General features: G+C 69.8%; 25 protein-coding genes and 1 riboswitch. Of the genes, 21 read left to right on the top strand and 4 right to left on the bottom strand.

Features of this window, described 5'->3' with window-relative positions; genetic code table 11:
- Positions 1–130 precede the first annotated feature (130 nt).
- The 8 genes from rpsP (at position 131) to DAA40_RS15560 (ending at position 4771) form a co-directional block, all read left to right on the top strand.
- The gene (gene rpsP, locus DAA40_RS15525; protein ID WP_106850676.1) at positions 131–658 is read left to right on the top strand and encodes a 30S ribosomal protein S16; all 528 of its coding nucleotides are present in this window, start codon (positions 131–133) and stop codon (positions 656–658) included.
- Complete coding sequence (locus DAA40_RS15530; RefSeq protein WP_106850677.1) at positions 658–891, top strand: RNA-binding protein; 234 nt, start codon at positions 658–660, stop codon at positions 889–891. Before rpsP ends, DAA40_RS15530 begins: the two co-directional genes overlap by 1 nt.
- Positions 892–902: 11 nt before the next feature.
- Positions 903–1418 (top strand): ribosome maturation factor RimM, encoded by a 516-nt coding sequence (rimM, locus tag DAA40_RS15535; RefSeq protein ID WP_106850678.1) that lies wholly within the window; start codon positions 903–905, stop codon positions 1416–1418.
- The gene (trmD, locus tag DAA40_RS15540; protein ID WP_106850679.1) at positions 1415–2158 is read left to right on the top strand and encodes a tRNA (guanosine(37)-N1)-methyltransferase TrmD; all 744 of its coding nucleotides are present in this window, start codon (positions 1415–1417) and stop codon (positions 2156–2158) included. Before rimM ends, trmD begins: the two co-directional genes overlap by 4 nt.
- A gap of 181 nt (positions 2159–2339) precedes the next feature.
- Positions 2340–2687 carry a 50S ribosomal protein L19 gene (gene rplS, locus DAA40_RS15545; protein ID WP_106850680.1) on the top strand — a complete coding sequence of 116 codons (348 nt, stop codon included), beginning with the start codon at positions 2340–2342 and terminating at the stop codon, positions 2685–2687.
- Positions 2688–2805: 118 nt separating this feature from the next.
- Entirely contained in the window at positions 2806–3750 is a 945-nt protein-coding gene (gene lepB / locus DAA40_RS15550) for a signal peptidase I (RefSeq protein WP_106850681.1), read from the top strand.
- Positions 3738–4472, top strand: a complete 735-nt coding sequence (locus DAA40_RS15555; RefSeq protein ID WP_234356426.1) for a ribonuclease HII — start codon at positions 3738–3740, stop codon at positions 4470–4472. The genes lepB and DAA40_RS15555 overlap by 13 nt, the downstream gene beginning before the upstream one ends.
- A complete protein-coding gene (locus DAA40_RS15560) occupies positions 4469–4771 on the top strand; it encodes a DUF2469 domain-containing protein (protein WP_106850682.1) in 303 nt (100 codons plus the stop codon). Before DAA40_RS15555 ends, DAA40_RS15560 begins: the two co-directional genes overlap by 4 nt.
- Before the next feature lie 6 nt (positions 4772–4777).
- On the opposite strand, the gene DAA40_RS15565 is transcribed toward DAA40_RS15560, so the two are convergent.
- The gene (locus DAA40_RS15565) at positions 4778–5935 is read right to left on the bottom strand and encodes a hypothetical protein (RefSeq protein WP_158716476.1); all 1158 of its coding nucleotides are present in this window, start codon (positions 5933–5935) and stop codon (positions 4778–4780) included.
- Positions 5936–6158: 223 nt separating this feature from the next.
- Here DAA40_RS15565 and DAA40_RS15570 point away from each other — a divergent pair, with 223 nt between their 5' ends.
- The 4 genes from DAA40_RS15570 to DAA40_RS15585 all read left to right on the top strand — a co-directional run bounded on the left by DAA40_RS15570 (position 6159) and on the right by DAA40_RS15585 (position 10209).
- Complete coding sequence (locus DAA40_RS15570) at positions 6159–6518, top strand: YraN family protein (protein ID WP_106850684.1); 360 nt, start codon at positions 6159–6161, stop codon at positions 6516–6518.
- A complete protein-coding gene (locus DAA40_RS15575) occupies positions 6515–8056 on the top strand; it encodes a YifB family Mg chelatase-like AAA ATPase (RefSeq protein ID WP_106850685.1) in 1542 nt (513 codons plus the stop codon). The genes DAA40_RS15570 and DAA40_RS15575 overlap by 4 nt, the downstream gene beginning before the upstream one ends.
- A complete protein-coding gene (gene dprA / locus DAA40_RS15580; protein WP_106850686.1) occupies positions 8053–9207 on the top strand; it encodes a DNA-processing protein DprA in 1155 nt (384 codons plus the stop codon). Before DAA40_RS15575 ends, dprA begins: the two co-directional genes overlap by 4 nt.
- Positions 9208–9294: 87 nt before the next feature.
- Positions 9295–10209, top strand: coding sequence for a tyrosine recombinase XerC (locus DAA40_RS15585; protein ID WP_106850687.1), 915 nt, complete (start codon positions 9295–9297; stop codon positions 10207–10209).
- Here the strand turns inward: DAA40_RS15585 and metB are convergent.
- Entirely contained in the window at positions 10206–11381 is a 1176-nt protein-coding gene (gene metB, locus DAA40_RS15590) for a cystathionine gamma-synthase (RefSeq protein ID WP_106850688.1), read from the bottom strand. The genes DAA40_RS15585 and metB overlap by 4 nt on opposite strands.
- 78 nt (positions 11382–11459) lie before the next feature.
- Positions 11460–11580, bottom strand: a riboswitch (SAM riboswitch).
- A gap of 13 nt (positions 11581–11593) precedes the next feature.
- Positions 11594–12097 (bottom strand): murein hydrolase activator EnvC, encoded by a 504-nt coding sequence (locus DAA40_RS15595; protein ID WP_106850689.1) that lies wholly within the window; start codon positions 12095–12097, stop codon positions 11594–11596.
- 384 nt (positions 12098–12481) lie between these two features.
- On the opposite strand from DAA40_RS15595, the gene rpsB reads away from it, so the two are divergent.
- From rpsB to DAA40_RS15620, 5 genes are all read left to right on the top strand, one after another.
- Positions 12482–13360 carry a 30S ribosomal protein S2 gene (gene rpsB / locus DAA40_RS15600; RefSeq protein WP_106850690.1) on the top strand — a complete coding sequence of 293 codons (879 nt, stop codon included), beginning with the start codon at positions 12482–12484 and terminating at the stop codon, positions 13358–13360.
- Positions 13361–13441: 81 nt separating this feature from the next.
- Positions 13442–14260, top strand: coding sequence for a translation elongation factor Ts (tsf, locus tag DAA40_RS15605; RefSeq protein WP_106850724.1), 819 nt, complete (start codon positions 13442–13444; stop codon positions 14258–14260).
- A 132-nt stretch (positions 14261–14392) separates the two neighbouring features.
- Positions 14393–15118 (top strand): UMP kinase, encoded by a 726-nt coding sequence (pyrH, locus tag DAA40_RS15610; RefSeq protein WP_106850691.1) that lies wholly within the window; start codon positions 14393–14395, stop codon positions 15116–15118.
- Between the two features lie 9 nt (positions 15119–15127).
- On the top strand, positions 15128–15685 hold the full coding sequence (frr, locus tag DAA40_RS15615) for a ribosome recycling factor (protein ID WP_106850692.1): 558 nt from the start codon (positions 15128–15130) through the stop codon (positions 15683–15685).
- Positions 15686–15701: 16 nt separating this feature from the next.
- A complete protein-coding gene (locus DAA40_RS15620) occupies positions 15702–16568 on the top strand; it encodes a phosphatidate cytidylyltransferase (protein WP_106850693.1) in 867 nt (288 codons plus the stop codon).
- On the opposite strand, the gene DAA40_RS15625 is transcribed toward DAA40_RS15620, so the two are convergent.
- The gene (locus tag DAA40_RS15625; RefSeq protein WP_106850694.1) at positions 16565–17209 is read right to left on the bottom strand and encodes a TrmH family RNA methyltransferase; all 645 of its coding nucleotides are present in this window, start codon (positions 17207–17209) and stop codon (positions 16565–16567) included. The two genes, DAA40_RS15620 and DAA40_RS15625, sit on opposite strands and share 4 nt — an antisense overlap.
- Positions 17210–17268: 59 nt before the next feature.
- On the opposite strand from DAA40_RS15625, the gene DAA40_RS15630 reads away from it, so the two are divergent.
- From DAA40_RS15630 to DAA40_RS15645, 4 genes are read left to right on the top strand one after another with little or no spacing between them, the layout of a single operon-like run.
- Positions 17269–17958 carry a histidine phosphatase family protein gene (locus tag DAA40_RS15630; protein ID WP_106850725.1) on the top strand — a complete coding sequence of 230 codons (690 nt, stop codon included), beginning with the start codon at positions 17269–17271 and terminating at the stop codon, positions 17956–17958.
- 48 nt (positions 17959–18006) lie between these two features.
- A complete protein-coding gene (locus DAA40_RS15635; RefSeq protein WP_106850695.1) occupies positions 18007–19026 on the top strand; it encodes an alpha/beta fold hydrolase in 1020 nt (339 codons plus the stop codon).
- Between the two features lie 58 nt (positions 19027–19084).
- Positions 19085–20203 carry a 23S rRNA (adenine(2503)-C(2))-methyltransferase RlmN gene (gene rlmN / locus DAA40_RS15640; protein WP_106850696.1) on the top strand — a complete coding sequence of 373 codons (1119 nt, stop codon included), beginning with the start codon at positions 19085–19087 and terminating at the stop codon, positions 20201–20203.
- Positions 20203–20745, top strand: coding sequence for a hypothetical protein (locus DAA40_RS15645; RefSeq protein ID WP_106850697.1), 543 nt, complete (start codon positions 20203–20205; stop codon positions 20743–20745). Before rlmN ends, DAA40_RS15645 begins: the two co-directional genes overlap by 1 nt.
- Position 20746 lies beyond the last annotated feature (1 nt).

A 20746-nucleotide genomic window follows, 5' to 3' on the forward strand; every position in this document is an offset into this window, starting at 1 on the left:
GACTTCTGCGGTCGCATCGGGCCCTCTACCTGACTTTGCCCCGCGGATTCACCACGGTGCACTCCCGCACGTACCCCCACGCGGCGCGGGGCGTCCCGACCCGAATACCAAGATGGAGCACTAGGAAACAGTGGCAACCAAGATCAAGCTCATGCGCCTGGGCAAGACGCGCGCCCCGTACTACCGGATCGTCGTGGCCGACGCACGCACCAAGCGCGACGGCCGCTCGATCGAGACGATCGGCAAATACCACCCGAAGGAGGAGCCCTCCTTCATCGAGGTCGACTCCGAGCGGGCGCAGTACTGGCTGGGCGTCGGCGCGCAGCCGACCGAGGCCGTCACCGCGATCCTGAAGGTCACCGGCGACTGGCAGCGGTTCAAGGGCGAGCCGGCCCCGGAGCCGATGAAGACCAAGAGCGCCGCGGAGGACAAGAAGGCCCGGTACGAGGCCGCGCTGTCCGGAGCCATGGCCGATGCCGAGGCGGGCAAGGGCCAGGCCACTACGCCGAAGAAGAAGGCTGCTCCGAAGGCCGACGAGGCCGCGGAGCCCAAGGCCGATGAGCCAAAGGTTGACGAGGCCAAGGCCGAGGAGCCGAAGACCGAGGCTCCCGCTGACGAGGCGAAGGCCGAGGAGGCCCCCGCCGAGGAAGCCAAGTAGTGCTCGAGGAAGCCCTCTCGCACCTGGTGCGCGGCATCGTCACGAACCCCGACGACGTTCAGGTCGACATGGTCACCACTCGGCGTGGCCGGGTGCTCGAGGTGCGGGTGCATCCTGAGGATCTCGGCAAGGTGATCGGTCGCAGCGGACGCACCGCCAAGGCGTTGCGCCAGGTCGTGTCCGCGGTCGGCGGCAAGGGTATCCGCGTCGACGTCGTGGACGTCGACGAGTAGACCGGGCAGCGATGGATCTGGTCGTCGGACGGATCGGCAAGGCCCACGGCATCCGCGGCGAGGTCAACGTCGGCGTCCGGACCGACGAGCCCGATGAGCGCTTCGCCGTCGGCGCCGTCCTGCGCACCGACCCCGCCGAGCGTGGGCCGCTGACGGTGCGCTCGCAGCGATTCGTCAGCGGTCAGAAGCTCGTGCTGGGTTTCGACGAGGTGCCCGACCGCACGGTCGCCGAGACCCTCCAGGGCACGATGCTCGTCATCGGCATCGACGAGCTGCCCGAGCTCGACGATGACGACGACTTCTACGACCATGAGCTGATCGGGATGCAGGCCCAGACCGAGGACGGCGAGCTGATCGGCGAGGTCGTCGACGTCGTACACGGCCCGGGCGGGGACACCTTGGCCATCAAGGCATCCGGCCGCGGCCGGGAGATCCTCGTGCCGTTCGTCCGGGACATCGTCCCGACGGTCGACCGCTCCACGCGCACGATGACCCTCACCCCGCCCGAGGGACTGCTCGAGCTGTGAGGATCGACGTCCTGACCGTCTTTCCGGAGTATCTCGACCCGCTCCGGCAGTCGCTGGTCGGCAAGGCCATCGACCGCGGTGACATCACGGTCGGCGTCCACAACCTGCGCGACTGGACGCACGATGTCCACCACAGCGTCGACGACGCGCCGTACGGCGGCGGCCCCGGCATGGTCATGAAGCCCACCGTCTGGGGCGATGCCCTGGACGAGGTCCTGTCCGGCGGGTCGGTGCTTATCGTGCCGACCCCGGCCGGGCGGCTGTTCACCCAGCGTGACGCCGAGCGGCTCGCAGGCGAGCAGCACCTGGTCTTCGCCTGCGGGCGTTACGAGGGAATCGACCAGCGAGTCGCCGAGGACGCCGCCCGGCGGGTACGCGTCCTCGAGCTGTCGATCGGTGACTATGTGCTCGCCGGGGGAGAGGTCGCCGTCCTCGTGATGGTCGAGGCGATCGCCCGGCTGCTCCCCGGCGTCCTGGGAAACCGGGACTCGGCCCGGCTGGACTCGCACGCCGACGGACTGCTCGAGGGCCCGTCGTACACCCGGCCCGAGGTGTGGCGCGAGCTGGCCGTGCCCGACGTGCTGCGCTCGGGGAACCACGCCGCGATCGAACGCTGGCGCCGCGACGAGTCACTTCGGCGTACCGCGCGCAGGCGCCCGGACCTGCTCGCCGCCTACGATCGAGCGCTGCTCGACTCGCATGACCTGGCGGTTCTCGAGGACGTCGAGCAGGCCGGGTAGTGAAGGTCACGCGCCGGCTTCCGGGGGTCGGTGTTCCCTAAGCCGGCCCGATAAGGCACACTAGACAGGTTGCCTTTGGCCAGAAGTGCGCTCGACGCCCCGGCCCGGCAGCCACCAGACTTCGATGCTCGAGGCCCCGGCATGAGCATCACATGTACGCAAGACGAAGGAAGCGACAGACATGAACGTCCTCGACGATCTCGACCGCGAGCTGCTGCGCGACGACATCCCCGAGTTCCGCCCCGGCGACACCCTGAAGGTGCGCGTGAAGGTCATCGAGGGCACCCGCTCGCGCATCCAGGACTTCCAGGGCGTCGTCATCCGCCGTCACGGCGCGGGCGCCCGCGAGACCTTCACCGTCCGCAAGATCTCCTCCGGCGTCGGCGTCGAGCGCACCTTCCCGGTGCACACCCCGGTCATCGAGGCCATCGAGGTCATGACCCGCGGCGACGTCCGCCGCGCCAAGCTCTACTATCTGCGCAACCTGCGCGGCAAGGCCGCCAAGATCAAGGAGCGTCGCTTCAAGTAGCGCATGCTTCAGGAAGCGCGGACCGGCCGCCGGCTGGTCCGCGCTTCGTCGTCCGATGTCCTTTCTGACCCGGGCGCCTGACGAGCCGCACGCCGCCGGTCGCCTACCCTTGGATCCGATGAGCACGAACGAACCTGCCGGGCGCGACGACGAGTTCGTCGACCCGCAGCCGCGGGTCGAGTCCGAGCAGGATCCTGACGGCGGCGGCGCAGGCGCCCCACCGGAGGACGACGAGCCCGCGACCAAGCGCCGCAGCGGCTTCGTGCAGTGGCTCAAGGAGCTCCCGATCATGCTCGCGATCGCGTTCGTGATCGCGGTGCTGCTGAAGTCCTTCGTCGTGCAGGCCTTCTGGATCCCGTCAGGCTCGATGGAGCAGACCCTGCACGGCTGTCCCGGTTGCACCGGCGACCGGATCCTGGTGAACCGGATGAGCTACTGGTTCTCCGATCCCGAGCCCGGTGACATCGTCGTGTTCCAGTCCCCGAGCGGCTGGGAGCCCGAGGTCCAGGTGGACGAGCCGGACGACCCCTTCGGCCAGGCCTGGTTGTGGCTCAAGCGGATGGTCGGGGCGGCGCCGCCCGCCGAGCGGGACCTCGTCAAGCGGGTGATCGCCACCGAGGGCCAGACCGTCTCGTGCTGCGACGCCGAGGGCCGGGTGATGGTCGACGGCCAGCCGCTGGAGGAGCCCTACGTCTTCCTCGACGGGCAGCCCCCGACAGCTGCGTACGCGCTGCGTGACTTCGGGCCGGTAACCGTGCCCGAGGACCGGCTGTTCGTGATGGGCGACCACCGCAACGCGTCGGCGGACTCCCGCGCCCACATCGACGACCAGTACCAGGGCACCATTCCCGTCGACTCCGTGGTCGGTCGCGCCTTCGTGATCCTCTTTCCGTTCGACCGGTTCGAATGGCTCTCGAGCGAGAACCCGCAGACCCAGAACGCCGCGGCCGGCCCGCTCAGCCTGGCCCTCCACCCGCCGGTGCTGGCACTGGTCTTCGTCGCACCGCTGAGCGGGCTGCAGGTGGCTCGCCGGGAACGGGAGCGTGACCGGTGTACGCGGTAGCCGACCTCGCCCCTCCCCGCTACGTGCTGCGCCACGCCGCGCACGAGGCCTTCGTCCCGATGGAGACGGTGCTGGCCCGAGCCGGATTCCGCATCGTCGCGGGCGCCGACGAAGCCGGCCGGGGCGCGTGCGCAGGACCGCTTACCGCAGCCGCCTGCATCCTGCCCGCCGGACGCCGGGGGCAGATCGCGGGGCTGGCCGACTCCAAGCTGCTCACCGAGGCGACCCGAGAGCAGCTCTACGACGAGATCGTGGGGCGGGCGCTGGCCTGGCAGGTGGTGAGCATCGAACCGGACGAGGTCGACCGCATCGGGCTGCACGTGGCCAACCTGCAGGCCATGCGCCGCGCCGTCCGCGGGCTGCGGATCGAGCCCGCGTACACCCTTACCGACGGCTTCCCCGTCGACGGGCTCTCCGTGCCGACGCTCGCGGTGTGGAAGGGCGATCGGGTGTCGTGCTCGATCGCCGCGGCGAGCATCCTGGCGAAGGTCACGCGTGACCGGCGGATGCGAGAGCTCGCCCGGCAGTTTCCCGAGTACGGCTTCGATGTGCACAAGGGCTACGGGACGGCGATGCACGAGCAGGCGCTGCGGGAGCACGGGCCCTCTTCCCAGCACCGGCTGCGATACGCGAACGTGCGCCGCCACCGTGTGGTTAACTCGCAGGCGACGTGGCTCGATGGGCCGGTGGAGCACGCGCTGGCGGAGGAGGCGACCCGATGAGCGCAGAAGACCTCGAGCGGTACGAGACCGAGCTGGAGCTGCAGCTCTACCGCGAGTACAAGGACATCGCCCGCCAGTTCAGCTACGTGGTCGAGACCGAGCGCCGCTTCTATCTCGCCAACTCCGTCGACCTGCAGGTGCGCAACGCCGGCGGCGAGGTGTACTTCGAGCTGCAGCTGCAGGACGCCTGGGTCTGGGACATCCACCGCCCCGCCAGGTTCGTGAAGAACGTTCGCGTGGTGACCTTCAAGGACGTCAACGTCGAGGAGCTCGACAAGCCCGACCTCGAGGTCCCGTAGCCCTGCTCAGCCCGATCCGCCGGTCCCGGGCTCTGGCGGCTCGACCTGCTGGTGGCCGGGGAAGACATAGACGCGGAAGCGTTGCTCGCCCGAGCCGTCCTCGACCTGGACGTCCACCCGGCTCTCGGTGGCCTCCTCGTCCGCGGTCGCGAGCACCAATGCTGCGGAGGCCGGATCCGACAGCTCCTCGCGCAGGACGAGGATCGTCGCGCCGTCCGGCGCCGGGTTCAGCTCCTCGGTCGGCAGGCCGATCCAGAAGGTGTACGTCGTGGCCTCGAGGTTCGTGAACACTGCGGCACGACCGTCGTCCCACGCCTCGGGCTGCCGCGCCGGGTGCAGGGTGTTGCTGAACTGGACGGTCCAGGGGTTCTCGACGACGCGGCACGCATCGGGATCGAGCGAATCCGGGATCTGCCCGTCGCAGTCGAGCATCGTGAAGCTGATGGACGCCGACTCGACCGGCGGATTCGCACTGACGTACTCCACGATGTGCCAGGTGGAGGTTCCCGCACGTACCTCGATCTCGCGCTCCCAGGAACGCTCACCCATCGGCCGGTTCGTCATGGCCGAGAAGGTCGTGGCGAGCCGGAAGTCCTCGCCGTCCTGCTCGTAGACGAAGACGCTGCGTGCTGCGCGATCGGCCGACAGCTGCGCCACGACGGGAAAGGCGCCACTGGGCAGGTCCAGGGCGGACCCTGACTCGAAGGTGTCGATCGGCTCGGAGTCGCGGCGTTCTGCCACGAGCGCGTGCGAGTGACGGGTGGAGCTGCGCGATGTGCAGTGCGCGAGATCCTCCCGGGACTGGACGAAGGTCTCCAGCGAGCACGACCAGTGCTCGACCGCGACTCGACGCTCGTCCGGGATCAGCAGCGCGATGGCGGGGACGCCGGCCACGAGAGAGAGCGCGGCGAATGCGACGGTGATGCGACGCGTCGCACCCGCCGACAGCAGCGCTGCCCAGGCCAGCAGGGTGAGGGCGAGCAGCACCAGAGCCGCCGCCGGGAGCCACGGAGTCCACCGGGCCGCGAACAGGCTGTCGAACCGTGCCGAGCTCCCCACGCCGCTGCGGCCGAGCACCCACCAGATATAGAGAGCCGCAGCGACCGTCGCCCCGGTGGCGATGATCGCTGCGGTCTTCATGCCGCGGTGGCGCCTGGGCATCATGTCGACTGGGTCCCGTCCGTGCTGAGGGTTCGAGGACCCTTCCGACCGTGACTCGTGCGCCGTGGTTCCCCGCTCGTCGGGCGCTAGCACACCACACCCTCGATTCCGCCATTGGATCGCGTTCTCGTCCACAGGTGCCGTGGGCGCTCCACAGCACCGGTGCGCCGGCCCCGGCACCTGGCCCGTGCGGGCACTCTCTACGGCGAGGAAGGGAGGGTGCGAGATGGCGCTCAAGGATGACCTCGGCCGTCTGGGCGAGGATCTCGCCGCCGCGGAGCTCGAACGGTCCGGACTGCGGATCGTGGCCCGCAACTGGCGGTGTGACGCGGGGGAGATCGACATCGTGGCGATCGAGGGATCGACGCTGGTGATCTGCGAGGTGAAGACCCGCTCGTCCAACCGGTTCGGCACGCCGATGGAGGCGTTGACCCCGGCGAAGGTCGAACGCATCTATCGGCTCGCCACGATATTCCGCCGGCAGCACCGAGTCGGCGCCGAGCGGGTCCGCTATGACGTCGTGTCGGTGATGGCCCCCCGTGGCTACCGGCCGGTCGTGGAGCACCTGCGAGGAGCGCTGGGATGAACGGGGTCAAGATCGCCGCGGTGTCCTCGATGACCATCGACGGTGTCACCGGCATCCCGGTCGGGGTCGAGTGCGGGCTGAGCCCCGGCTCGCCCCAGGACTCGCGCATCCTCGGGCTACCCGACACCGCGGTCCGCGAATCGTTCACCCGGATGCGGTCGGCCCTCGCCAGCTGCGAAGGGTATGAGTGGCAGACCCGCAAGATCGTGTTCAATCTGTCGCCGGCGCACGTCCGAAAACAGGGCAGTGCCTTCGATTTGGCGTTCGCGATGGCCATGCTGGTCCTCGACGAGAAGGTCGAGAAGTCGCGTGTCGAGGACACCGTCTTCTTTGGCGAGCTCGGCCTCGACGGACGCCTGCACCCGGTGCGCGGAGCGCTGCCGGTACTGCTGGCCGCAGCCCGCGCCGGTGCCCGGCGGGTCGTGCTGCCGTTGGCGAACCGGGCCGAGGCGTCGATCTCGCTCGGCTCCGAGATCGACCTCGAAGTGCTGTGCGCGCCGTCGCTGAACGAGTTGTATCGCATGTACTGCGGCCACGACCACGCGGTCGAGACGATCCGGCCCGCAGCCCCGGCCCGTCCGCCACACTTGCCGGACCTGGCCGACGTGAAGGGACAGCCGGTCGGCAAGCGGGCGCTGGAGATCGCCGCTGCCGGCGGGCATCATCTGATGCTCGGCGGTCCCCCGGGCGCCGGCAAGACGATGCTCGCGCAGCGGCTGCCAGGCATCCTGCCAGCGCTGACCGAGCAGGACGCTCTGGTCGTCACCTCGATCCGGTCCGTCAGCGGGAGCATCGATCCCGACTATCCGCTGCAGACCTGGCCGCCGTTCGAGGACCCCCACCACAACGCCAGCCCGGTCTCGCTGATCGGTGGGGGCTCGCCGGTCGTGCGGCCGGGGGCCGTGAGCCGCGCCCACCGCGGCGTGCTGTTCCTCGACGAGGCGCCGGAGTTCGCCGCACACGTGCTCGACCAGCTCCGCCAACCGCTCGAATCGGGCACGGTCACCGTGCATCGCGCCGTGGGCAGCTACACCTTCCCGGCGCGTTTCCAGCTCGTTCTGGCCGCCAACCCGTGCCCGTGCGCGGCGGCGTCGGGCACGTGCGTCTGCACGAGCATCGTGCGCCGTCGCTACCAGTCCCGGCTCTCGGGCCCGTTGCTGGACCGTGTCGACCTCCTGGTCGACCTGCTGCCGCCGGCCCGCGGTGCGCTTCTGGACCACTCCGGTGCCGAGGAACCGAGCGCGGCCGTGGCGCAGCGGGTCACCGCCGCACGCGAGCGAGCCGCGGCCCGATGGACCGGCCGGCTGAACGCCGAGGTCGCCAGCAAGACGTTGCGCCGTCACTGGCAGCCCCAGGGGACCAGCCGCGACATCCTCGCGAAGGCATACGACGCGGGACGGCTGACCGGCCGCGGATACGAACGTGTCCTGCGCGTCGCCTGGACGATCGCGGACCTCGCCGGGCACGAGCAACCGGCGTTCGACGACATTGCCGAGGCGCTCGCGTTCCGGCAGCGGCTCCGCGGGGTGGCGGCATGAACGGGCTCCGGCAGGTCGGCGACGGCTCCCCGCGCGCGGCGTACGCCTGGCTCAGTCGCGCCTGTGAGCCCGGCAGCCGCGAGCTGTGGGCCTACGTGTGCTCGCTGGGCGCGGTCGAGGTGGCGGCCCAGCTGCGGGCGGGAGATGCGCCGTCCCGCCTGCAGCACGCCGTCGGTGCTCGCGCCGGCGAGGACCGCAGCCTGCACGATCTCGATCTCGTGCACCGGGCCGGGGGCCGGTTCGTGATCCCCGAGGACGACGACTGGCCGGGTGAGGTGCTCGAGCCCATGGCGGCGGCGTCCGCCGGCGGCGAGGTGCGGGTCGTCCCGCCGTTGGCGCTGTGGGTCCGCGGCAGCGCCCCGCTCACGCCGATGCTCGAGCGAGCCGTGGCGGTGGTCGGTGCCCGCGCATCGAGCAGCTACGGAGAGCTGGTGGCGGGGGAGATCTCGTACGGTCTCGCCGAGCGCGGGGTGGCGGTGATCAGTGGTGGCGCGTTCGGGATCGACGCCGCCGCGCACCGCGCCGCCCTGGCCGCGAACGGCGTCACGGTCGCGGTGCTGGCCGGGGGAGTGGACCGGGTCTACCCGAAGGGAAACGCGCACCTGCTCGACGAGATCGCGCGGCGCCACGCGTTGATCAGCGAGTTCCCGCCCGGGGCCGCGCCGATGAAGCAGCGCTTTCTGATCCGCAACCGGCTCATCGCCGGGCTCTCGACCGGCACCGTGGTGGTCGAGGCCGCGCTGCGCAGCGGTGCGCGGTCGACGGCTGCTCGCGCTCGAGAGATGGGCAAGGCAGTCATGGTGGTCCCAGGGCCCGTTACCTCGGCCGCCTCGGCCGGCTGTCTGCAGATGCTGCGGGAGGAGTCGGTGATCGCAGTCGGCAGCACCGCGCACGTGCTGGACGCCGTCGGGGCAGCGGGCGTCGACCTCGCGCCGCTCGAGCGCGCGCCCGACCGTGTAGGTGATGACCTCGATCCGGGGCTGAAACGGCTGCTCGATGCAGTCCCCGCGCGCCGCGCGGTACCAGCCGACTCCATCGCCGGCGTGGCCGCGACCTCCGCCTCCGAGGCGCTACGCGGGCTGATCGTGCTCGAGATGATGGGCCTCATCGAGCAGCATGACGGGCGATGGCGGCTCATCCCCCGCAGTTAGGGATTAACCAGCTCGGTACATAACGATCCAGGACGCTGGCGGCGCGTCGGTTTGGACGCGGCCGGGACCGCTGGTCACGGTAGGCGAGTGGACGAGTTCGACCTTCCGGACGATCTGGCCCGCGTGCTGGGCCAGTACGAGCGGAGCCTGACGCTCGAGCGTGCGGTGTCCGCGCACACCGTCAAGGCCTACATCTCGGACGTCCGCGGCCTGCTTGATCATCTGGTGCGCATGTCGGGCGAGTCCGTGAGCGCACTCGACCTAGGTGTGCTGCGCTCCTGGCTGGCCAAATCGCGCACCATGGGTGCCTCCCGCAGCACTCTGGCCCGCCGGGCGGCGAGCGCCCGGTCGTTCACCTCGTGGGCGGCGGCCAAGGGTCTGATAGACGCCGATCCCGGGCCCCGGCTGGCCTCACCTTCCGCGCGCCGCGCATTGCCGGAGGTGCTCAGCCAGGAGCAGGCCGCCGGCTTGGTCGACTCGATCGAGGGCGATGATCCCGTGGCGCTGCGCGACCGCGCGATGCTCGAGCTGCTGTACGCCGGGGGGATCCGGGTCAGCGAGCTGGTCGGGCTGGACCTCGACAGCTACGACGCGGCCCGGGTGCTGCTGCGCGTGCTCGGCAAGGGTGACAAGGAGCGCAGCGTGCCGATCGGGTCGCCGGCCCGCGCGGCGCTCGAGGGCTACCTACGCCAGGGCCGGCCGGGCCTGGTCTCCAGCCGGACGACGACCGCCTTGTTCCTCGGCGTCCGAGGCGGCCGGATCGACCAGCGGGAGGTCCGCCGGATCGTGCATCGGGCCGCGAGCGCCGTTGACGGAGCCCCGGACATCGGTCCGCACGGCCTGCGGCACAGCGCGGCGACGCATCTGCTCGAGGGCGGCGCGGACTTGCGCTCGGTGCAGGAGCTGCTGGGACACGCCTCGCTGGCCACCACCCAGATCTACACGCACGTCTCGGTCGAGCGGCTGCGTGCCGCGTTCAACCAGGCCCACCCGCGCGCCTAGCCGATCGCGGCCGCCCGATCGAGAGCGGCGGTCAGATCCGCGACCAGATCCGCCGGATCCTCGATACCCACCGAGAGCCGGAGCAGCCCGTCGCTGATCCCGGCGACCGCGCGGGCCTCCGCGGTCATCGAGGCATGCGTCATGGTCGCCGGGTGCGCCACGAGTGACTCCACGCCACCCAGCGACTCGGCGAGGCTGAACAGCGCGAGGCCGTCCAGGAACGCCCGCACCGCGGACGTGCCGCCGGCGAGCTCGAACGACAGCATGGCGCCGTATCCATCCTGCTGCCGCGCCGCGATCTCGTGACCCGGATGGCTCGGCAGCCCCGGGTAGTTCACCTGCGCGACCGCCCGGTGCGCACAAAGCGCGTCGACAACGGCTGCCGCGCCGTCCTGGTGCGCCCGCATCCGGGGGGCGAGCGTACGAAGTCCACGCAGCGTCAGGAAGGAGTCGAACGGGCTGCCCGTGATGCCGATCGTGTTCGACCAGTAGGCCATCTGCTCATGCAGCTCGGGCGTCGCCGAGACGATGGCGCCGCCGACCACGTCGCTGTGCCCGTTGAGGTACTTGGTAGTCGAGTGGACGACCACATCGCAGCCCAGCTCGATCGGGCGCTGCAGCACCGGTGACAGGAAGGTGTTGTCGGCGACGACGGTGGCGCCCACCTCGTGCGCGCGCCGCGCGACGTCGGCCACGTCGGTGATCCGCAACAGGGGGTTGGACGGCGTCTCGATCCACACCACGCTCGGCGCGGGCTGCGCCGTGAGCGCCGCGTCCAGGGCGCGGGGATCGGTGAAGTCCACGAGGTCCACGTCGAAAGCGCCCTTCTCGCCGAGCGAGTCCAGCAGCCGCCAGGTGCCGCCGTAGCAGTCATGCGGGGCGAGGATCCGCTGGCCGGGGGAGAGCAGCGCGTGCAGGACGACCGTGATGGCCCCCATGCCGGTGGCGGTGATGATCCCGCCGGCCCCGCCCTCCAGATCGCTGATCGCGCCGCCCAGCTGGTCTCGGGTCGGGTTGCCGCTGCGCGTGTAGTCGTACTGGCGGGGCTCGCCGAACCTGGCGAAGGTGAAGTTGCTCGACAGGTGCAGGGGCGGGACGACGGCCCCGTGCTGGGTGTCGGACTCCAGCCCGGCGCGGACGGCGCGGGTCACGGGGGAGTGCTGCTGAGTCATGGTGTGGCACCTCTCGGTCGAAGGGCACGACGCCATGCGGATCGACCAGGTGCAATCGCGCCGGCCGCGGCCTGGCGCAACCCATCTGCCGGTCAGCCCGAGGGCTACCGCAGGACTTGGCACCGGCCTTCGATCTTGCGTGTCGAAGGTGGTTGCCCCGGCGTCAGCGGGCCTGTCCCTCAGCCGGTCGTGATGGTTGTGGGAACACCCTACTACAGCGGCAGCAGCCGGACGCGACGTGGTCGCAGCAGGCTCAGCGGGTCGAGGTACCGCTCGCCGCGACGGGCTCCCCAGTGCAGGCACGCCGCCGCTGCGCACTCAGGATGCGCGGCCTGCAGGACGCCAATCGGCTGTTCTCGCGTCACGGGGGCGCCCGCGCTCACGGAGGCCACCACCGGCTCGTACGTCGTGCGGATGCCGTCGGGGTGGTCGATGGACACGACCGGTTTGCCCGCGACCTCTCCCGCGAACGCGACGACGCCGTCCCCCGCAGCGAGGACCGTGGCGCCGGGCGACACCGCAAGGTCGACTCCGCGGTGTCCCGGGAGCCACGGCTTGTCGGGCGGATCGAACTCCCTCGAGACCGTCGGGTTCCCGGCCAGCGGCCAGTCGTAGCGCGAGGACGCCGCGTCCGCCCGTTCGACCAGCGCGGCGATCGATAGGAGCGCCATCAGCAGGGTGATCGCGGCGCGACGCAGTGGGTGGGTTCGGGTCATGGCGCGATCCAACGCTGTACCGGTCGCGCCGTCGCGCGGCCCGGCCTGGGCTGTGGACGATCCACGGGAGTGTGGACGGCGAGCGGCGTGCCGCGTCTTTCCACCTCGGGGTGTGCTACCGACCGGCGGCCCGCCCGCCTCCGCTGCCCCGCAGAACCTACGCGCGGCCGATCCCGTATGATTCTTGCCAGCGGTTCGTGCGGGGCAGACCGGCGAGCCGACTTCGCGCGTCCAGACCCGTTCACGGGTCGACTCAGCTACGGTCCGGCGAGAGCCGGTGGAGTCGGGGCGCCAGGGGCCCTGCCGAACCCGGCCGGGCCGACAACCATAGAAAAGGACCGTCCGGCGTGCTTGGCCGAGACGGTCAGAAGAAGGAGAACGGCAATGGCCGTCGTCACCATGCGTCAGCTGCTCGACTCGGGCGTGCACTTCGGACACCAGACCCGCCGCTGGAACCCGAAGATGAAGCGCTTCATCCTGACCGAGCGCAACGGCATCTACATCATCGACCTGCAGCAGACCCTGTCATACATCGACAAGTCCTTCGAGTTCGTCAAGGAGACCGTCGCGCACGGCGGCACCGTGCTGTTCGTGGGCACCAAGCGCCAGGCCCAGGAGGCGATCTCCAAGGAGGCCACCCGCGTCAACATGCCGTACGTGAACCACCGCTGGCTCGGCGGCATGCTCACCAACTTCGGCACCGTGCACAAGCGCCTGCAGCGGCTCAAGGAGCTCGAGCAGATCGCCGAGACCGGCGGCGACACCGTGATGACCAAGAAGGAACAGCTCATCCTGGACCGCGAGCGCGAGAAGCTATCGAAGACTCTCGGTGGCATCCGTGACATGGCCCGGGTCCCGTCGGCGATCTGGATCGTCGACACCAAGAAGGAGCAGATCGCGGTCGGCGAGGCCAAGAAGCTGAACATCCCGATCGTCGCCATTCTCGACACCAACTGCGATCCGGACGAGGTCGACTACCCGATTCCGGGCAACGACGACGCCATCCGCTCGGCCGGCCTGCTGACCCGCGTCATCGCCGACGCGTGCGCCGAGGGCTTGCTGGCGCGTGCCTCGCAGACCGGCAAGGCGGAGGGCGAGGACAAGCCCAATCGCGACGAGGTCGCCGCGGACGAGCCGCTGGCAGAGTGGGAGCGCGAGATCCTCGAGGGCGCCAAGCCGGACGAGGCCGCTGCGCAGCCCCCCGCTACCGAGCAGTCCGCCGGGCAGGCCGCCGCCCCGGCCGGAGACGAAGAAGCCAAGTAGCCACGCTGCCGGGTCTCGGCCCGGCTCCACCACCACTTGCGATCTACATCCGCGAGCCGCGGATAGATGGGACAGCCCACCATGGCAAATTTCTCTGCCGCTGATGTCAAGAAGCTGCGCGAGCTGACCGGCTCGGGCATGCTCGACTGTAAGAAGGCGCTCGCCGAGACCGACGGGGACTTCGACAAGGCCGTCGAGTTGCTGCGCATCAAGGGAGCCAAGGACGTCGGCAAGCGTGCCGCGCGCACCTCGTCCAACGGCCTGGCCACCGTCAAGGACGGCACCGCGATCGAGCTGCTGTGCGAGACCGACTTCGTCGCCAAGAACGAGGACTTCATCGCCCTGGGTGACAAGATCGTCGACGCCCTGGCGGCCGCGAAGGTCGACGGGGTCGAGGCGGCCCTGAAGCACGAGATCGACGGCACCACCGTCGAGGCGCTCGTGCAGGAGCTGTCGGCGAAGATCGGCGAGCGCCTCGAGCTGCGCCGCGTCGTCCGCTTCGACGGGCAGACCACCGCCTACCTGCACCGCCGTTCCGCGGACCTGCCGCCGCAGGTCGCCGTCCTGGTCGAGTACACCGGCGACAACGAGGAGGCCGCGCGCCAGGCCGGCATGCAGATCGCCGCGATGCGCCCGAGGTACGTCTCGCGCGACGAGGTGCCCGCCGACATCGTCGAGAACGAGAAGCGCGTCGCAGAGGAGACCGCCCGCGGCGAGGGCAAGCCCGAGCAGGCGATCACCAAGATCATCGAGGGCAAGGTCAACGCCTACTTCAAGGACTTCACCCTCAACGAGCAGGCGTCGGTGCAGGACTCCAAGAAGAACGTCAAGGCCGTTCTCGACGAGGCCGGCGTCGCCGTGACCCGATTCGCTCGCATCGAGGTCGGCGAAGAGCTCTAAGCGCTCACCGCACGATCAGAAGGGGGCCGTCACTGCCGTGATCCGGTACTGACGGCCCCTTTCTCGCACCATCACCGCGGGGAGAACGCACACCGCGCCGAGCCCGCACATCCTCGAAGGGACAGATCGCAGATGAGTGGCTACAGACGAGTCCTGCTCAAGCTCTCGGGAGAGACCTTCGGCGGCGGCAAGGTCGGTGTCGACACCGAGGTCGTCAAGAGCATCGCCCACCAGATCCGCGAGGTCGTCGAGACCGGCGTGCAGGTCGCGATCGTCAACGGCGGCGGCAACTTCTTCCGGGGAGCGCAGCTCTCGCAGGCCGGCATGGACCGCGCCCGCGCCGACTACATGGGCATGCTCGGCACGGTGCTGAACTGCCTGGCACTGCAGGACTTCCTCGAGAAGGAAGGGGTGGCCACCCGCGTGCAGACCGCCATCACGATGGGGCAGGTGGCCGAGTCCTACATCCCGCTGCGCGCCATCCGCCACCTGGAGAAGGGGCGCGTGGTCATCTTCGGCGCCGGTGCCGGCATGCCGTACTTCTCCACCGACACCGTGGCCGCGCAGCGCGCGCTCGAGATCGGTTGTGACGTCCTGCTGATGGCCAAGAACGGCGTGGACGGCGTCTACAACGCCGATCCGCGGATCGATCCGACCGCCACGAAGTACGACTCGCTCACCTACGATCAGGTCCTCACCGAGCATCTCGCGGTCGCCGACGCGACGGCGATTAGCCTGTGCATGGACAACAACATGCCCATCGTTGTATTCAACATGCTCGAAGAGGGCAACATCGCTCGCGCCGCCGCCGGCGAGCGGATCGGGACTGTGATCACCAACGCGCCCGCGAGAGGCTAGGAGAAGAAGATGATTGACGAGACCTTGTTCGAGGCCGAGGAGAAGATGGAGAAGGCCGTCGGCGTCGCCAAGCACGACATGACGACCATCCGCACCGGGCGAGCGAACGCCTCGATGTTCGAGAGCATCCAGATCGACTACTACGGCGCGCCCACGCCGTTGACCCAGATGGCGACCATCAACATCCCCGAGGCGCGGATGGCCACGATCAAGCCCTACGACGCCAGCCAGCTCGGTGAGATCGAGAAGGCGATCCGCGAGTCCGATCTCGGCGTCAACCCCGGCAACGACGGCCAGATCATCCGCGTGGTCTTCCCGCAGCTGACCGAGGAGCGGCGCAGAGAGATGGGCAAGATCGCCCGCGGCAAGGGCGAGGATGCCAAGGTGGCGATCCGCAACATCCGCCGTACCGCCAAGGATGCGCTGGAGAAGATCAAGAAGGACGGCGACGCAGGCGAGGACGAGGTCGACCGCGCCGAGAAGGAGCTCGAGACGCTGACCCACAAGTACGTGCAGCAGGTCGACGACGTCGTCAAGCACAAGGAAGCCGAGCTGCTCGAGGTCTAGCACCTCCAGCCCGACGATGACCCAGCATTCCACGACGCAGCCGAGCAGCCCCGGCTCCGGCCCCGCCAAGAGGCCGGCCGGCCGGGCTGGCCGCGACCTCGGCGCCGCGATCGGCGTGGGCCTGGCCATCGGCGTCCTGGTCGTGCTGGCGCTGTACCTGTACCGGCCCGCGTTCGGGCTCATCGTGCTGGCCGCCGTCGTCGTTGCCGTGCGCGAGGTGGCCCTGGCCGTCCGGCATGCGGCCATCGAGGTCGCGGCGGTCCCGCTGATGCTCGGCGGCGCGGCGATGTGCCTCAGCGCCTGGTTCTACGGCCTGCCCGGGCTCGCGATCGCGCTGCTGATGACCTTCCTCGCCGCTACCACGTGGCGCATGTCCAAGCCGGTGGACGGCTTCCTCATCTCGGCCGCGATCTCGGCGTTCATCGCCGTCTACATACCCTTCCCCGCCGGATTCGCGATCCTGATGGCCAACCGCGAGGCCGGCGCGCTGTGGATCATCACGTGGGCGCTGGCCGTTGTCTGCAACGACACCGGTGGCTATGCGGCCGGTGTGCTGTTCGGCAAGCATCCGATGGCGCCGTTCATCTCGCCCAAGAAGTCATGGGAGGGCTTCGCCGGGTCGCTCGTCGCGGCCTCGGTCGCCAGCGTGCTGATGCTCTCGCTCGCGCTCGACGGGCAATGGTGGCACGGCATCATGTTCGGGCTGGCCATCGCCATGATCGCGACCCTGGGCGACCTCGCTGAGTCGATGATCAAGCGCGATCTCGGCATCAAGGACATGAGCAACCTGCTGCCTGGTCACGGCGGCGTCATGGACCGGATGGACAGTCTGCTATTCAGTGCCCCGATCGCCTGGATGCTGCTCACTCTGTTCGTCGCCTAGATCGATGCGTGCTGGCGGATCCACGCATGCATCGCGATCCCGGCTGCCACCCCCGCGTTCATCGACCGGGTCGACCCGAACTGGGTGATCGAGTACACGGCGTGACAGGCGGTCGCCATCTGCTCGCTGAGCCCGACGCTCTCCTGACCGAACACCAGCACGCACTGCTCGGGCAGCGACGCCCGCTCGATCGACGCCGACCCAGGCAGGTTGTCGATGCCGATCAGCGGCAGGGAGCGCTCTGCGGCGTAGCCGGCCAGCGCGGCGGCATCGGCGTGGTGGCGTATGTGCTGGTATCGGTCGGTGACCATCGCGCCCCGGCGATTCCACCGGCGCCGACCCACGATGTGAATCTCCCGGGCGAGGAAGGCATTGGCGCTGCGCACGATCGTGCCGATGTTCATGTCGTGGTGCAGGTTCTCGATGGCGACGTGGAAGCCGTGGCGTCGGGTGTCGAGGTCCGCCACGATCGCCTCGACCGACCAGTATCGGTACTGATCGGTGACATTGCGCCGATCGCCCTCGCGCAGCAGGTGTGGTTCGAGGCGCGGATCATCCGGCCAGGGCAGCGGGTGCGGTCCGACTCCGACCTCGGGCGCGTACCCAGGCGCGGTGCCCTCGTCGTACTGCCGGTCGCTCACTCCATGAGCCTACCGACCGCGTGTGAGTGCCGATGGGGGCTGCGGCCATAATGGGCGCCATGCGCTTGCTGCTGATCCGGCACGGTGAGACCACCGCCAACGCTGGACGAGTCCTCGACACCGCCCCACCCGGGCATTCGCTGACCGAGCTCGGCAATGAGCAAGCACAGTCGCTGGTAAACCGGTTGCGCGGCGAGGACATCGGCGTGATCGTCACCTCCGACCTCGTCCGCACGCAGGAGACCGCGGCGCCCCTTGCCCAGGACCGCGGGATCCGGATCGAGATCCACGCCGACGGCCGGGAGATCTCCGGCGGCAGCCTCGAGGACGCCACGCACGATGCGGCCTTTGAGGAGTACTCGCAGACGGTGTTCTCCTGGCCGGACGGCGACCGCAGCGTCCGGCTGGCCGGGGGAGAGTCCGGTGACGAGGTGCTCGCGCGCTTCGACCGGCAGGTCGAGCGGGCGGCCAAGGCGACCGCGCGCTCCGGTCGCGAGGTCGGCGTCGTCGTCGCGCATGGCGCCATCATGCGCCTGTGGACTACCTGCCGCGCGGTCGGCGCGGACGCCTCGTTCATTGCCTCGCACCCGATGCCCAACACCGGGATCGTCGAGATCGAGCCGAACGGCGACGGCCGCTGGCGGCTGTTGAGCTACGACGGACTGACCGTGGAGCAGATCGCCGACGGCATCGACGACGCACTTGCCGAGCAGCTCGCCCGCGACGAGCGCCAGCGATTCGGCGGCTGAGCACCAGTTGGCGGCCGCGGGCCGCTCGTCGTCTGCGATAGTTCACGCATGCAGATCCAGCAGCGCAGCGTGCGCACCGAACGGCACACCACCGCCTACCTGCAGACCGGCCCGGACGACGGGCCGCTGCTGATCTTCTGCCACGGCTGGCCGGAGCTGTCGCACTCCTGGCGGCATGTCCTCCCCGTGCTCGGGGGCCTGGGATTTCGGTGTGTTGCTCCGGACATGCGCGGCTACGGCGAGTCGAGCGTGCCGGAGGGCACGGCAGCGTACGCGCAGGAGGAGATCGTCGCCGACATGATCGAGCTGATCGATCACCTGAACGCGGAGCGCGCCGTGTGGGTCGGGCACGACTGGGGATCTCCGGTCGTCTGGAACGTCGCCGCGCACCATCCCGACCGGGCCCGAGCGGTCGCCAGTCTCGTCGTCCCGTTCCAGCCGGGCGGGTTTTGCAAGCAGACGCTGATCGACCTCGTCGACCGCGAGCGGTACCCGGAGGCGGAGTACCCGGCGGGGCAGTGGGACTACTTCCTGTTCTACGAGGAGAGCTTCGCGCAAGCGCAACGCGATTTCGAGCGGGACGTCGACGCCACCGTCCGAGCCGTCTTTCGGCACGGCAAGCCGGCCCACATCAACCGGCCCTCGCTCAACGCGAGCACGCGGCGGGACGGCGGCTTCTTCCGCGGCCCGGTCGCCCCCGACCTTCCGCTCGACACCGCGGTACTGACTGAGGAGGAGAAGGAGGTCTATGTCGCGGCGCTGAGCCGGAACGGGTTCGCGGGCCCCGACGCGTGGTACGTCAACGACGCGGCGAACGCCGAGTACAGCCGCCGCGGTGCGCAACGGCTCGACCTTCCGGTGCTGTTCCTGCACGGCCGCTACGACTCCGTCTGCCAGACCGTCACGGGCGCGCTGGCCGACCCCATGCGCGAGGCCTGCCCCGATCTCACCGAGCAGGTCATCGACTGCGGGCACTGGATGGCGCAGGAGAAGCCGACCGCCGTGAACGCCTACCTCGCCCGGTGGCTGGCGACCCGGGTCGCCGACTGGTGGCCCCGGCCACGGTAGGCCCTCTCACACTCGAAGACCCACATCGGCCGCTCAAGCGTGGGAGAATCGTCCAGTCATGACCGCACTCCCGCTGGTCTTCAGCCCGCCCAAGGGCGCGAAGAAGCCGCCACGCCATCTCGCCGACCTCGACGTCGAGGGCCGGCGCGTCGCCGTGTCCGAGCTCGGGCTGCCGCCCTTCCGGGCAAACCAGCTCGGCAAGCACTACTTCGAGCGCTACACCCGCGATCCCCGGCAGATGAGCGACCTGCCTGCGGCCGACCGGCAGCGGATCGCCGACGAGCTGTTCCCGACGCTGCTGACCGGCGTCCGCGAGCAGACCTGCGACGAGGGCATGACCCGCAAGACCCTGTGGCGGCTGTTCGATGGCGCGCTGGTTGAGTCGGTGCTGATGCGCTATCCGGACCGGACGACGCTGTGCATCTCCAGCCAGGCCGGCTGCGGCATGGCGTGCCCGTTCTGCGCGACCGGCCAGCAGGGACTGACCCGCAACCTCTCGACGGCCGAGATCGTCGACCAGGTTGTCGTCGCCGCGAAGGCCATGCGCGACGGCGCGATCGACGGGGGACCCGGGCGACTGTCGAACATCGTGTTCATGGGCATGGGCGAGCCGCTGGCGAACTACAACCGGGTCATCGCCGCCGTGCGTCGCATCACCGACCCCGGCCCGGCAGGCCTGGGCATCGGCCAGCGCGGCGTCACCGTCTCGACCGTCGGGCTGGTCCCCGGCATCGAGCGACTGACGGCGGAGGGCATGCAGGTGCGCCTCGCGCTGTCGCTGCACACCCCGGACGACGAGCTGCGCGACACCCTGGTGCCGATCAACAACCGATTCAAGGTCGACGACGTCCTCGACGCCGCCTGGGGCTACGCGAAGCACACCGGTCGCCGCGTGTCGATCGAGTACGCGCTGATCCGCGACGTGAACGACCAGCCTTGGCGCGCCGACCTGCTGGCCAAGCGGCTGCGCCAGCGGGGCGACTTCCCGTGGGTGCACGTCAACCTGATCCCGCTCAACCCGACCCCTGGCTCGCAGTGGGACGCCAGTCCCAAGCCCGTCGAGCAGGAGTTCGTCCGCCGCCTCATCGCCGGCGGCGTGACCACCACCGTCCGCGACACGCGTGGGCGCGAGATCGATGGCGCCTGCGGACAGCTGGCCGCCCTGGAGGAGAAGTAGTGGCAGAACCACGTCCGGTGTTCACCCGCCTGAAGCTCGGCCGCAAGGGGTACGACGCCGACCGCGTCGACGCCTTCGTGGATCGTGTCCTCGACCGCGTCAACGGGGGTGTCCAGGACTCCGAGGGTCTGTCCTCGCACGAGCTGGCGATCGAGACCTTCGACGAGGCCCGAGGTTCCTCCGCGTATGCGGAGGAGGAGGTCGACCAGTGGCGTCGCGAGATGCGCCAGCAGATCTCCGATCTCGAGAAGCGGTTGCACGAGGAGGACATCCCGCAAGAGCGCGAGGGCTCGGCGATGGACATGGGCGCGCCGCCGCACTACGCCGACCGATTCCCGCGGGTGAGCCGCGCTGTCCTGGGGTTCGACGTTCACGAGGTCGATCAGGCGATGGACCAGATGCGCGCTGCCTTCCAGGCCGGTCAGGGGCCCACCGCCCAGGAGATCCTCAGCCTGACCTTTCACGAGGAGAACGGCGGTTACCGTCAGGTCGCCGTGGCCCAAGCGCTCGAGCTGATCGCGATGGCGCGCAACGCCCGGTAAC

Source organism: Blastococcus sp. Marseille-P5729 (assembly GCF_900292035.1).
Taxonomy (GTDB): Bacteria; Actinomycetota; Actinomycetes; order Mycobacteriales; family Antricoccaceae; genus Cumulibacter.